The organism is Tenacibaculum ascidiaceicola, from assembly GCF_047470925.1.
GTDB classification, from domain to species: Bacteria; Bacteroidota; Bacteroidia; order Flavobacteriales; family Flavobacteriaceae; genus Polaribacter; species Polaribacter discolor.
The window spans coordinates 359,488-372,296 of the sequence record NZ_JAZKJP010000004.1; the positions used below are offsets into that span (position 1 = coordinate 359,488).

Sequence of the window (12,809 nt, forward strand, 5' to 3'; positions counted from 1 at the left end):
CGTGAATACTCGTAAGCAACAGTTAGCCGCCTTTAATCGTTTGTTAGACATCATGGATGACCTTCGTGAGAAGTGTCCGTGGGATAAAAAACAAACCTTACAAAGTCTACGTCATTTAACTATTGAAGAAACCTACGAGTTAGCAGATGCTATTTTAGACAACGATTTACAAGAAATAAAAAAAGAATTAGGCGATGTGCTTTTGCACATCGTCTTTTATGCTAAAATAGGAAGCGAAAAACAAGCTTTCGATATTGCTGACGTAGCCAATGCGATCTCAGATAAACTCATCGATCGTCATCCACATATTTATGGCGATGTAGTTGTTGAAAACGAAGAAGACGTTAAGAAAAACTGGGAAAAGCTCAAGCTAAAAGAAGGGAATAAATCTGTTTTAGAAGGCGTTCCTAAAAGTTTACCTGCAGTGGTAAAAGCCAATCGTATTCAAGATAAAGTTGCAGGTGTTGGTTTTGATTGGGAAGAACCACATCAAGTGTGGGAAAAGGTTCAAGAAGAGCTTTCTGAGTTAAACGAAGAAATTAAAAGCAACAATCAGGAGAAAATAGAAAAAGAGTTTGGAGACGTTTTGTTCTCCATGATTAACTACGCTCGTTTTATTGGAGTAAACCCTGAAAATGCCTTAGAAAAAACCAATAAGAAATTCATCAACCGCTTTCAGTTTTTAGAAGAAGCTGCCAAAAAAGAAGGCAAGCAACTTTCTGATATGACCCTCGCTGAAATGGATGTGCATTGGGAAAATTCGAAAGAATTTTTCAAATAACTCAAATTGGGAGAATTCGAAAGAATTCTTCAAATAATCGACTACCGTCATTCCGACCGAATGAGAGGAATCTCACTCAATGAAGTTCCAAATACTCTTTAAAATTATAGACATTAAATTATAAGATTTAGCTACGCTGAACCTTACGGTTTCTCACACTCGCTATCGCTTGGTTCGAAATGACAACTCTCGAACGTCATTCCGAACGCGAAAGAGGAATCTCACCCAAGGAAGTTCCAAATACTCTTTAGAATTGCAAATACTCAACTATAAGATTTCTCAGTCGTATCCTCCTTCGAAATGACAACTTGCAACCGTCATTTCGACCAAAGGGAGAAATCTCGCTCAATGAATCTCCAAATAACCTTTAGAATTACAAATACTCAACTATAAGATTTCTCAGTCGTACCTTCTTCGAAATGACAATTTTTGTATTTTTACTCTATGGATATAATCATCATCACCGGAGGAAGTAAAGGAATCGGTAAAGCCTTAGCCGAAAAATACGTACAAGAAAACTACAGAGTGTACTCACTATCCAGAAGCATTGTAGATTTGGAAAATGTGGTACAGCTTTCTGTAGATTTATCTGATACCAAAGCCACACACAACACGTTTAAAATGTTATTAGATGAAATTCAGAAATTGGAGGTTTCATCGATTACCTTGGTCAATAATGCCGGAAGACTCGGTACCATAGCGAACTTAGAAAATATTCCTTCGGAAGATATTGCTCAAAGTATTCAACTCAACACCACCACTCCACTCATTTTATCCAGTTTGTTTATCAAAGCCACACAACCTTTAACCTGTAAAAAACAGATTATTAGTATTTCTTCTGGAGCAGCCGTAAAACCGTACGAAGGTTGGAGTATTTACTGTACGTCTAAAGCTGCGATTGATATGATGACCAAAACTATTGCTGCGGAACAAAACGAGCTTGAACATGGGGTGAAATGCAATGCGATTTACCCTGGTGTGGTTGATACCAATATGCAAACTGATATTAGAAGTACTGATGAAAAAGATTTTAAAAACGTACAACGCTTTATCGATTTAAAAGAAAACGACCAGTTGTACACTCCTGAGTACGTTGCAGAAACCATTTTTACCATAGACACCCAAAACAAACTACAAAATGGGGATATTGTGGATATTAGGAATTTTGATAATGATTAGTTTCAATACTTAATTGAATAAATATGAAAAAGAATTTATTTATACTTTTTAGCGCTATTTGTCTTTTTAGCTGTCAGAATTATGAAAGTAAAAAGCGCGTTGAAGAGAGGTTTCTTTACGTTTTTAATATTGACTCTTTAAAAACTAAAATGAAATATGAATTAACTATAAAAAATAATGACAGTTTAACAATATACAAATACAAAAATCTTATTGAGAGTGAAAAAAACATGGATTTTAAATTCATTCACAAGACTAACCAATTATTCTTTTCAGGAACTGAATTTAAATTAATTAAGAAAGGTTCTTTTTCAGATAAAAACCTATCAGAACTTAATTTTGATACCTACATTTTAACTGAACCTCTTGATGACGGGAATGGTCCTATATTTTTTAATCCCGAATATGGAGTTTTGAATTTAGAGAATGGCTGGGGTAGAAATTTTTTATATTTGAAAAAAGAGGAAGAGGCTCAATTTACCAAAACTATAATTACTACACTTAAAGAAAAAGTATTTTTCCATGAAACATATAATTAATATTGACTTGTAGATGGAACTTTCCAATAAACAATTAAAAAAGATCTTATTTATACTCGTTATTATTTTTCAAGTAATTCTATTTTCTACAATGGCTTATAATGAGGTATTTGTGAACACAAAAGAAAAAAGTTATGAGAAAATAAAAACAATACTAAAGGAACAAAGTTTTGCAGGAATTATAACAAAAAAGACTAGAGATAAAAACAATCATAACAATGCCTTAATAATTTTCGGCAATGGTAAAAAACTAGTCTTATTTGAACAAATTTACTCACAAATTAAAGAAAATGACTCTGTTATAAAAAAACAAAACGAATTACACATTGAAGTTTATAGAAAAGGAGTTCAAAAAATAATTGATTTAAATGAAATTTTAGATTACTATAAATAAAAACAACTTTACAATACAATATTAAATTAGATCAGATGAACCGGATAACAAAACAGGAATTCATAAGTGTTAAACAGACTTATCATAATATTCTTTTTGCATACTCTGATAATAAATATTTGTCTGAATATGGTTTGAATATTATTAAAGCTGCTTTAATTGACCAAAATCAAATATTTTTTAATAGAATTAAGTATTATATATTTCATTTTACCATAATAGAGTTATATAAATTATTTCACAACCCTGAAAAATATTCAATTCAAAAATACATCAATTATGAGCTTAAAAACAACCAGAACACTGATTTAGAAAATTTAAAAAAAAGGATTAATAAAAAATCAAATCAAAATATATTGAAAAGAATTAAAGCTGTTAGAATTAAATATTCTGCTCATTTAGACACTGATAGTTTTGAATTACAAGAAACTGAATTTCTGAGTTCTGAAATAATAGAATTATTAGACATTCTTAATGAGTTTATGAAAATTTTCACTCCTTTGATTGAAGAAAAAAAATATAAAAGCCCTATAAGTATAGATAAACTCGGATATAAATTACATGAAATTTATGAGAAGTCTATAACATGAAAATAAAAACCATAAACATTATATTTTTAACTACTCAAAACCATCTAATAAGCATCCACATCAATAATAAAGCGGATCGGTCTAAAATCTTTAACCGCTTCAAAGGTATTTTTAATTTTTTGTAATTGTTCTTTTGTCTTTCCTAAGGATTGTTTGGGTGGAATTTTAATCACCAAATTCTTAATATACTGGTTTCTAATACGAGAAACCGCAGGCGCTGTGGGTCCTAATACATTTTCATGAAATACATTTTGCAAAGCTTTTGCTAACCAATTGATACCGTTATCCACACGCGTGTAATCTTTGTGTTTTAAAGTTATTTTTATCAAACGATAATATGGCGGATAATGAAACTGCCAACGATCTTGCAACTGCTCTTTATACATTTCTGTATAATTATTGGTAGATACCTGCTGCAAAATCTGATGATACGGGTTGTAGGTTTGTATGGCTACATTCCCTTGTTTTTTAGTACGTCCTGCCCTACCCGATACTTGCACCATCAACTGAAAAGCTCGTTCATGTGCTCTAAAATCAGGGAAGTTGAGCATAGAATCCGCATTTAAGATTCCTACCAACGATACGTTTTCAAAATCCAATCCTTTAGATAGCATTTGCGTTCCTACCAAAATATCAATTTCTTGCGCTTCAAAAGCCCCAATAATCTTTTGATACCCATATTTACCACGCGTGGTATCCAAGTCCATTCGCCCAATGTTATGATTCGGAAATAGCTCTTTTAACTCGAGTTCTATTTGCTCCGTTCCAAAACCTTTGGTGTCTAAGGTAGCACTTCCACAAGCACCACAACTATTCGGCATTGCTCGTTGGTAATGACAATAATGACATTTTAACTCTTTACGGAATTTATGATAGGTTAAACTCACATCGCAATTCGGACATTGAGGAGAAACACCACAAGTAGTACACTCAACCACAGGCGAAAACCCACGTCGGTTTTGAAATAAAATAACCTGCTCTTTTTCGTCTAAAGCTTCCGTAATCATTTTTAATAAGCGATCCGAAAAATGACCATTCATTTCCTTTTTTCGATGCTTTTCTTTAATGTCTATCAGCTCAATTTTAGGCAACTGAATGTTTCCGAAACGACGCGTTAATTCTATAAATCCGTATTTGTTTTGCTCAGCATTAAAATAACTCTCTATTGATGGTGTTGCAGAACCTAACAATACTTTTGCTTGGTGTAAATGACCTAATACTACAGAAGCATCACGCGCATTGTAACGTGGTGACGGTTCAAATTGCTTGTAGGACGTTTCGTGCTCTTCATCCACTACAATCAACCCTAAGTTTGAAAACGGTAAAAACAACGAAGAACGCGCTCCTAAAATAACCTGTGCTTTCGGTTTATTTTCTAACACGTTATTCCATACCTCCACTCGTTCGTTCATCGAGTATTTAGAGTGAAATACTGAAATAAAGTTTCCAAAATAGTTTTGTAGACGGGTAATAATTTGGGTTGTTAAAGCGATTTCTGGTAATAAAAACAGTACTTGTTTTCCTTCAGCAATCACTTCTTTAATCAGTTTTACGTAAATTTCTGTTTTACCAGAACCTGTAACCCCGTGTAATAAACTTACTTGTTGTGTTTCAAAAGAAGTTTTTATTTGATTGAAAGCTTCCTGCTGAAATTCATTCAACTCTTTAATCTGATTTGTTTCTCCTTGGTAGTTAATTCGATCAGTTTGAATATGATAAAATTCAAAAATATCTTTCTCTACCAAGGCTTTTAAAACTGCGGAAGAAGCTCCCGACTGTTCTTCTAAATCTTTTGCTTTTATCGGTTTTTTAGCCGCTGCTAACTGAAAATACGTCAGTACAGCTTCTCGTTGCTTTTTAGCTCTTGAAAGTTCCTCCAAAAGTGTTTGTAAGCCTTCATTTGAGGCATATTTATTATGTAATCGAACATACTTAACCAGTTTAGGTTTGTAAGTTTCGTAAATTTCTTCTTTAATGTAAACCGCATTCTTCTCTATCAATCCATTAATAATGGGAAGTACGGTTTTCTTTCCTAAAATATCAGCAACTTGATGAATCGTTAACTGTGAATGATGTTGTAAGGCTTCAAAAATTAAAAACTCTTCATCAGTTAATATGGCTTCTTCATCAAAGTTTTCATTTTTATAGATGATGGTTTCACTTTCTAGCAAAAATGCGGATGGTAAGGCTGCTCTGTATACATCACCTAACGAACACATATAATAACTTGAAATCCACTGCCAATGTTTTAGTTGCTGTTCTGTTATAATAGGCGTATCATCTAAAATTTGATGAATGTCTTTGGCTTCATATAATTCGGGTGCATTTTGGTGAATGTTAAACACCAATGCAGTATAAATTTTACTTTTTCCGAAGGAAACCGCTACACGCATTCCTTTTTTTAAAAAAGATGCTTCTGCTTCGGTTACCGTATAGGTAAACGTTTTTTGCAACGGAATGGGTAATATGACGTCGATGAAATATGGCATTATTCTACTATTTCTAATGGAGCTGGCGGAGGGGGTGGTGGAAATTCTATTAAATCACCCTTCTTATCAAACAATCTGAAGTCTTTTTCCAATAATATTTGAAGAGGATATACTCTCTTTAAAGAATCAATATTTTGCTTTTGAAAACTATTAATAAAATTAAAATAAGATACTGACATAGTATCCAATGCTTTAGAAACTCTTTCTTTAGATTTTTTAGTTAAATCTCGATACCTAAGTAGTATTATACTTCTATCTGGACTATCACAATATCCATAATCTTTTCCCCAATTTAACAACTGTTTATTTAAATACTCTTCAAAATTTGTAACACTAAGAACTTTTTCATCTTCATGAAAAAAAAGTGTTTTTTCTTCTTTAAAGTTGCCTTCCAATATAATTGTATTTTTTTCTTTAGGACAAAAAGTTGGCAAATGACACTTTATAAAAAAATTAATATTTAAGGGTATGTCATTATTTTGTGTTCTTACATACTGTTTCTTGTGAGTAATCTCCTCATAATACTCGCATTTTTCTACATAGTTTTTGAAACTAATAATTGTATCTAAATCAAAAACAAAAGTTGAGTCTGTATTTTTCTGTGTAGGAAAAACATCTTTCATAGTTAAAGCTTGTTCCTTTACTGTTTTAGAACAAGAAATAATTAGCAAAAATAAAACAGGAAGTATGTAAAAAGTAGTTTTCTTCATCTAATATCAAAACTACACAAAAATGAGTACATTGTAAACACCAAAGCTTCTATATTTATGACTTCACTAGAATGGAAAAATAAGGGTGAATTTTACACCATTAATAATCAGCAAGTTTTCGTTATTGATGAAGGAAATGCTGATGAAACTCTTGTGATACTCCACGGATATCCTACTTCTTCTTTTGATTATTATAAAGCGCTTCCTTTTTTATCAAAAAAACACAGAGTGATTATTCACGACCATTTAGGGTTTGGTTTTTCTGATAAACCTTTAAACTATTCGTATTCTTTAATTGAGCAGACTGATACGGCCTTACTTTTATGGAAAAAACTAGGTTTACATGAGGTTACAATACTAGCGCATGATTACGGTACTAGTATTGCCACCGAAATTATTGTCAGAAATAATATGAATCTGCTTCCTTTTTCTATTAAAGAATTGATTTTGTGCAATGGTAGTATGCATATTGAATTAGCCAAACTACGAACTATTCAAAAGTTACTAAAGAATAAAATTACAGGAAAATGGGTTGCTAAATTGGCGAATCAAACTGTTTTTAATAGGAATATTCGCAAAATTTATGTTGATGCTTCTAAGGTTTCTCAGGAAGAGTTAAACGAAATGTGGTTTCAGTTAAATTATAATAATGGTCGGAATGTTATTCATTTATTGAGCAATTATATTAATGAGCGATACTTTTTTTGGCATCGTTGGATTGGTGGATTGACACAAACACAAATTCCTACAAAAATAGTTTGGGCTACCCACGACCCTATTGCTGTAAAAGCTATTGGAGAGCAATTACACAAAGAAATTCCTAATAATGAATTACGATGGCTTGAAAACACAGGGCACTTCCCTATGTTAGAGAATGCTAAAGAATGGAGTGGTTTGGTATTACGTTAACGTTTAATAACCTAACATTTGTAGGTACAGCTTTTCTACTTTAGCTCTTGCCCAAGGTGTTGTTCTTAAAAACTTTAAACTAGATTTATAGGTTGGGTTCTTTTTAAAAGCGTTTATATTCAATATATCTCCCATTTCTTCCCAACCATACTCTAAGTATAATTCTTCTAACATGGTGGCTAATTTTATTCCGTGAAGCGGATTATTTGGCTGTTCTTGACTCATGCTACAAAGGTAAATATTCTATTGTAGTAATTCGTCTAACAAAATTCTAATTTTATCACTATTCCAATCAGCTGCTCCTTTTTTGTCTACAACAATAGTTCCTTTTTTATCCATAATAAACGTCGCAGGAATTGAGTTGCTTACTAACTGTTCAGGTACTTTAGATAAAATATTATATGTTGGTAAATCGTAGCCTTTATCTTTATAAAAGGCTTCAATAGTCGTCCAATCTTCGTTACTTACAAATACAAACTCAACCTTATCTTTATAATCATTATATAGCTTTTGAATACTTGGCATTTCTGCTATACATGGCGGACACCAAGTTGCCCAAAAGTTTACAAAAACAACTTTATTCTTGGTGTTGTTAAAATCTATATTAGTAGTGTTTAACCCTTTTAAATTCCAGTCGTAATCGTTTAATACTTCTCTTTTATCTTCTGTAATAGTAGAAGGTGAAAATGAAACCAACCTAATAAAATATACTTTGGTTGGCGGATATAGTAATAAGCCTATAATAACGACAAATACAATGTTTGAGATTGTTTTTCTATTGAATTTCATTTAGTTTTTTTTAGGTTAAAGGTTGTTATCTGTCGTTATGAATATTATTGTATTACAAGTTGTGTATGTGTTTTCTTTATCAATCTAAATTAGGCAGTAAAAAATCGTTTAAAACGCTTTTTTTAGCCATCATTTTCTCAATATTTTCGACGGTTCTTGGTGCTTCTGCTGATAGGTTTACAGGTCCGTTTTTTGTGATTAAAATATCATCTTCAATTCTAACTGCAATTCCCCACCATTTCTTATCACAAGGGCTTCCTTCTGGAATATAAATGCCAGGTTCTACGGTAATAACCATATTTTCTTTAAAAGCACCATATGTTCCTGGATCATGAACATCTAAGCCTATGTGATGAGAAGTACCATGTGGAAAATAGCTATGTTTTGCTGAAGGAGAACTAATAATACCCAAAGCTGCTAATCCTTCATTAATAATCTGTTTTGTTGCTTCTCCTGGCTTCCAAAATTGATTTCCAGGTTTACATACCTTGATTCCTGCGTCTTGTGCTTTTAAAACTAATTCGTAAATAGCTTTTTGTTCTGGAGAAAACTTACCGTTTGCTGGTATTGTTCTGGTTACGTCTGCTGTATACCCTCTGTATTCAGCTCCTAAATCCATTAAAACTAGCTCATTTCCAAGTTTTGTTTTGTTATTTTCAATGTAATGTAAAACACACCCATTGTTTCCTGCACCAACTATAGATGGGTAACCTTCATACTCTGCTCCATATTTTTTATACACAAACTCATGAACTCCTTGAATTTCTGTTTCAGACATGTGTGGTTTCATAGCTTTCATTACTTCTACTTGTCCTATTGCCGAAATTCGTATAGCCTTAGTCAACAGTTTTAATTCTTCTGGTGTTTTTACTTCACGCATTTCAGCAAGCGCAGTAGATAAAAATTTAACATCTATATTAGACTCACTATTTTTTTGAAGTTTTATTTTTATTTTTTGTTTGAGTTCTCTTCTTAATCCATCATCTGTAGCACTTATATACTCTTTTATTATCGGGTCTTTTTTATACTCTGGATAATTCTCTAAGTTTTTAGATAGCTCTTTAGCCACTTCTTCTAACTTCGCATCAGGCACATTTGCTATAGCCTTATGAATATACTCTATATTGGGATCTTTAGTAATATTATTCTTATACCCAGACTGCTTTTTAAATGCTTTTACTAAATCGTAAATTTCTCCTTTATCTCTTTCTGAGTTTCTATAATCATCATTAAGTTTTAATATGCTTACTTTATCAAAACTTTTAAAATTAATTGCATCTGTAACAAATTCTTCTGATGTTTTTGCCATCGCAAACCCTAATTCTTTTTTTGCTCCTTCTACTCCTAAACGTTTTCCATTCCACATTTCAAATCGAGGGTCTTTTTTAGGTACATATAATATTTCATTATAACTATTCCCTTTAGCGTCTTTTTGATTTTCAGAAAATAGTACCAAAACCGCATTGGGTTCTCTAAACCCTGTTAAATAGTAAAAGTTAGGATCTTGATGAAATACATAATCTACATCATTCGCTCTGTTTCGAGTTGGGTTCGAAAAAACAACTGCTACGGCATTTTTAGGCATTTTTGATCGTAAAATTGCTCTTCGCTCTTTATGAAAATCAGCTGGTAAATAATCTGTTGGAACTTGTGCTGATACAACAACACATATATTTAGTAAGAAAAGAGTAAATAATAGTTTTTTTAGCATCGTGATAAAATTTGTTACTCTCAAATTTAGTATTCTATGATAGAATAAGGAAAATATTAACAAACATTTAGGTAATATACTCTTATAATATTACACAGATTCGCCTGTATTGTTTGCTAATTTTTCAATACTTTAGCATCACTTTTTTAAAACAAACAATACACAATAATGAAACCTACATAAATAAAATATACCCTATAATTGGTTGTTTTATTCATAAAAGGTTACATGCGTTAATAAAAACAATAAAAAACAAACACATGAAAAATACAGCTTTATCACATGTACATGAAGCTTTAGGAGCTAAAATGGTTCCTTTTGCAGGTTATAACATGCCTGTACAATACGAAGGAGTAACTGCTGAACACGAAACTGTTAGAAAAGGAGTTGGTGTTTTTGATGTAAGTCATATGGGAGAGTTCTTTTTAAAAGGAGAAAATGCATTGGCTTTAATTCAAAAAATATCTTCTAACGACGCTTCTAAATTAGTTCCTGGTAAAGCACAATATAGCTGTATGCCTAATGCTGATGGAGGAATTGTAGATGATTTAATTATTTACATGATTGCTGAAAATGAGTATATGTTAGTGGTAAATGCTTCTAATATTGAAAAAGATTGGAACTGGATTTCTCAACACAACGATTTAAAAGTTGAGATGGAAAACCGTTCTGAAGAATGGTCGTTATTAGCTATTCAAGGTCCAAAAGCTGCGGAAGCTATGCAATCGTTAACTTCAGTAGATTTATCTACTATTAAATTCTATACTTTTGAAATTACTGATTTTGCTGGAATTCCGAATGTAGTAGTTTCTGCTACTGGATATACTGGTTCTGGTGGATTTGAAGTATATGTAAAAAATGAAGATGTTGAGCAACTTTGGAATAAAGTTTTTGAAGCTGGTAAAGACTGGGGAATTAAGCCTATTGGTTTAGCTGCTCGTGATACCTTACGTTTAGAGATGGGATATTGTTTATATGGTAACGATATTGATGATACTACTTCTCCTTTAGAAGCTGGCTTAGGATGGATTACTAAGTTTACGAAAGACTTTGTAAATGCTGAGGCTTTAAAAGCTCAAAAAGAAGCGGGTGTTACTCGTAAATTGGTTGCTTTTGAGTTGACTGAGCGTGGTGTTCCTCGTCATGATTATGAAATTGTTGATGCTGATGGAAACAACATTGGTCGTGTTACTTCAGGAACGATGAGTCCATCATTAGGAAAAGGAATTGGATTAGGGTATGTTACTAAAGAAAACTCTAAAGTTGATAGTGATATTTTTATTCAAGTTCGTAAGAAACAAATTCCTGCTAAAGTAGTGAAGTTACCTTTTTATAAAGGTTAATAATATATCTAAAAAAAAAGCAGCTTTTTAAAAGCTGCTTTTTACCCCTTATTTAAATAATTTAATTTCTTCCCCAATAAATTAAATTAAGTGCTCTTCTTAGCTTGAGCACTCCAAATATCTACAACAAAAGAGCTTTTTCATCTTTAACTTCCTCGAATGACACCTTTTTGGATATGAGTGTGTTATATTATACCTTAAAAGTAAAAAGCAGCTCTTATAAGAACTGCTTTATAACTATTAATCAACTATTTATATGTTTTTAATCTTTCTTTTCATCATCTTTTGATGCTTTGTTCCAGATTTTAATTTCATCATCTATTGTAACACCTTCTAATACTTCAATGTTTACTCCGTCTGAAACTCCTAATTTTAACTCACGTTTCTCAAACTCGCCCTCTCCTTTTTTCACCTCTACATATGGTTCTTCTGTTTTCTTGTCAAAACGCAATAATGATTCTTTAATAGATAAAACACTGTCTTTTTTCTCTAAAACGATATCTGCATTGGCACTATAACCTGCCCTTACAAAATAGTTGTCATCAAGACTTACATCTGCTTTAATTTTAAATTGTACAGCTCCGTTTTCTTCTGTTCCTTTTGGCGCTATAAAGTTTAATATTGCAGGAAACTTTTTGTTTTCAATAGCCCCTAATGAAACTTCTATGTTTGATCCTTTTACTAATTTTCCTACTTCTGATTCATCAACTTGTCCTTCAAAAATCATTTTTTCCATATCAGCAATAGTAGCGATAGTTGTACCTTCATTAAAGTTATTTGATTGAATAACTTGGTATCCTTTTTTTACAGGAATTTCTACAACCATACCTGATGTTGTTGCTCTAATATTGGTATTTGCTCCAGCAGAACCTACGGATCCTTTTTTAATGATTTGATAATCATTTTGAGCATTTGTCAAATCGTTTTTTGCTTGATTGTATGATAATTGAGAGGCTTCAAACTCTTGACTAGAAATTACTCCTTTATCAAATAAACTTTTATTTCTATCGTATTGAGTTTTTGCATTGTTTAATTGAATTTGTACCGAGTTTATTCTTCCTCTAGCACTTTGCAACGATTGTTCATTTGGTACAACTCTTACTGTAGCTAATAAGTCTCCTGCTTTTACAATTGCTCCTTCTTCAACTACAATTTTGTCTATAATTCCTGCAATTTGAGGTTTTATTTCTACTTCTTCTAGAGGAACTACTTTCCCTGTAGCTACTGCCTTTTTTACAATTGTTGTTCTAAATGGTTTTTCTGTTTCATAGGTTACCACACTTTTTTGATTTTTCTTCCCTAACCAAATTAGGATGACTACAAATAATAGTGCTACTATTCCTAAGATAATTTTTGCTCTTTTGCTCATGATTAA

Annotated in this window: 13 protein-coding genes; 7 read left to right on the forward strand and 6 right to left on the reverse strand. The window is 32.0% G+C overall.

Annotated features, from left to right (window positions below):
* Window position 1 precedes the first annotated feature (1 nt).
* The 5 genes from mazG to VBY68_RS03600 all read left to right on the forward strand — a co-directional run bounded on the left by mazG (window position 2) and on the right by VBY68_RS03600 (window position 3,483).
* Entirely contained in the window at window positions 2–781 is a 780-nt protein-coding gene (gene mazG / locus VBY68_RS03580) for a nucleoside triphosphate pyrophosphohydrolase (protein WP_415268892.1), read from the forward strand.
* Window positions 782–1,225: 444 nt separating this feature from the next.
* Window positions 1,226–1,960, forward strand: coding sequence for a (S)-benzoin forming benzil reductase (locus tag VBY68_RS03585; RefSeq protein ID WP_415268893.1), 735 nt, complete (start codon window positions 1,226–1,228; stop codon window positions 1,958–1,960).
* Between the two features lie 149 nt (window positions 1,961–2,109).
* Window positions 2,110–2,499, forward strand: a complete 390-nt coding sequence (locus VBY68_RS03590; RefSeq protein WP_415268894.1) for a hypothetical protein — start codon at window positions 2,110–2,112, stop codon at window positions 2,497–2,499.
* A gap of 112 nt (window positions 2,500–2,611) precedes the next feature.
* Complete coding sequence (locus VBY68_RS03595; RefSeq protein ID WP_415268895.1) at window positions 2,612–2,893, forward strand: hypothetical protein; 282 nt, start codon at window positions 2,612–2,614, stop codon at window positions 2,891–2,893.
* 35 nt (window positions 2,894–2,928) lie between these two features.
* The gene (locus VBY68_RS03600) at window positions 2,929–3,483 is read left to right on the forward strand and encodes a hypothetical protein (RefSeq protein ID WP_415268896.1); all 555 of its coding nucleotides are present in this window, start codon (window positions 2,929–2,931) and stop codon (window positions 3,481–3,483) included.
* Window positions 3,484–3,527: 44 nt separating this feature from the next.
* Here the strand turns inward: VBY68_RS03600 and priA are convergent, their stop codons facing one another.
* Both priA and VBY68_RS03610 read right to left on the reverse strand, forming a co-directional pair.
* Window positions 3,528–5,972 carry a replication restart helicase PriA gene (priA, locus tag VBY68_RS03605; RefSeq protein WP_415268897.1) on the reverse strand — a complete coding sequence of 815 codons (2,445 nt, stop codon included), beginning with the start codon at window positions 5,970–5,972 and terminating at the stop codon, window positions 3,528–3,530.
* Window positions 5,972–6,595, reverse strand: a complete 624-nt coding sequence (locus VBY68_RS03610) for a hypothetical protein (RefSeq protein WP_415268898.1) — start codon at window positions 6,593–6,595, stop codon at window positions 5,972–5,974. Before VBY68_RS03610 ends, priA begins: the two co-directional genes overlap by 1 nt.
* A gap of 144 nt (window positions 6,596–6,739) precedes the next feature.
* Here VBY68_RS03610 and VBY68_RS03615 point away from each other — a divergent pair, with 144 nt between their 5' ends.
* The gene (locus VBY68_RS03615; protein ID WP_415268899.1) at window positions 6,740–7,591 is read left to right on the forward strand and encodes an alpha/beta fold hydrolase; all 852 of its coding nucleotides are present in this window, start codon (window positions 6,740–6,742) and stop codon (window positions 7,589–7,591) included.
* A gap of 3 nt (window positions 7,592–7,594) precedes the next feature.
* Here the strand turns inward: VBY68_RS03615 and VBY68_RS03620 are convergent, their stop codons facing one another.
* The 3 genes from VBY68_RS03620 to VBY68_RS03630 form a co-directional block, all read right to left on the reverse strand.
* Entirely contained in the window at window positions 7,595–7,816 is a 222-nt protein-coding gene (locus VBY68_RS03620; protein WP_415268900.1) for a VF530 family protein, read from the reverse strand.
* A gap of 18 nt (window positions 7,817–7,834) precedes the next feature.
* Complete coding sequence (locus VBY68_RS03625) at window positions 7,835–8,380, reverse strand: TlpA family protein disulfide reductase (RefSeq protein ID WP_415268901.1); 546 nt, start codon at window positions 8,378–8,380, stop codon at window positions 7,835–7,837.
* Between the two features lie 79 nt (window positions 8,381–8,459).
* Window positions 8,460–10,091, reverse strand: coding sequence for an aminopeptidase P family protein (locus VBY68_RS03630; protein WP_415268902.1), 1,632 nt, complete (start codon window positions 10,089–10,091; stop codon window positions 8,460–8,462).
* Window positions 10,092–10,351: 260 nt separating this feature from the next.
* Between VBY68_RS03630 and gcvT the strand changes: the two genes are divergently transcribed.
* On the forward strand, window positions 10,352–11,434 hold the full coding sequence (gene gcvT / locus VBY68_RS03635) for a glycine cleavage system aminomethyltransferase GcvT (RefSeq protein WP_099214597.1): 1,083 nt from the start codon (window positions 10,352–10,354) through the stop codon (window positions 11,432–11,434).
* A gap of 262 nt (window positions 11,435–11,696) precedes the next feature.
* On the opposite strand, the gene VBY68_RS03640 is transcribed toward gcvT, so the two are convergent.
* Window positions 11,697–12,803 carry an efflux RND transporter periplasmic adaptor subunit gene (locus VBY68_RS03640; protein ID WP_099214298.1) on the reverse strand — a complete coding sequence of 369 codons (1,107 nt, stop codon included), beginning with the start codon at window positions 12,801–12,803 and terminating at the stop codon, window positions 11,697–11,699.
* Window positions 12,804–12,809 lie beyond the last annotated feature (6 nt).

What these genes read in the sequence shown, in the direction of transcription:
- VBY68_RS03585 (WP_415268893.1), top strand. Translation starts at nt 1,226, where the DNA reads ATGGATATAATCATCATCACCGGAGGAAGTAAAGGAATCGGTAAAGCC.
- VBY68_RS03590 (WP_415268894.1), top strand. Translation starts at nt 2,110, where the DNA reads ATGAAATATGAATTAACTATAAAAAATAATGACAGTTTAACAATATAC.
- VBY68_RS03600 (WP_415268896.1), top strand. Translation starts at nt 2,929, where the DNA reads ATGAACCGGATAACAAAACAGGAATTCATAAGTGTTAAACAGACTTAT.
- priA (WP_415268897.1), bottom strand. Translation starts at nt 5,972, where the DNA reads ATGCCATATTTCATCGACGTCATATTACCCATTCCGTTGCAAAAAACG.
- VBY68_RS03610 (WP_415268898.1), bottom strand. Translation starts at nt 6,595, where the DNA reads ATGAAAGATGTTTTTCCTACACAGAAAAATACAGACTCAACTTTTGTT.
- VBY68_RS03615 (WP_415268899.1), top strand. Translation starts at nt 6,740, where the DNA reads ATGACTTCACTAGAATGGAAAAATAAGGGTGAATTTTACACCATTAAT.
- VBY68_RS03620 (WP_415268900.1), bottom strand. Translation starts at nt 7,816, where the DNA reads ATGAGTCAAGAACAGCCAAATAATCCGCTTCACGGAATAAAATTAGCC.
- VBY68_RS03625 (WP_415268901.1), bottom strand. Translation starts at nt 8,380, where the DNA reads ATGAAATTCAATAGAAAAACAATCTCAAACATTGTATTTGTCGTTATT.
- VBY68_RS03630 (WP_415268902.1), bottom strand. Translation starts at nt 10,091, where the DNA reads ATGCTAAAAAAACTATTATTTACTCTTTTCTTACTAAATATATGTGTT.
- gcvT (WP_099214597.1), top strand. Translation starts at nt 10,352, where the DNA reads ATGAAAAATACAGCTTTATCACATGTACATGAAGCTTTAGGAGCTAAA.
- VBY68_RS03640 (WP_099214298.1), bottom strand. Translation starts at nt 12,803, where the DNA reads ATGAGCAAAAGAGCAAAAATTATCTTAGGAATAGTAGCACTATTATTT.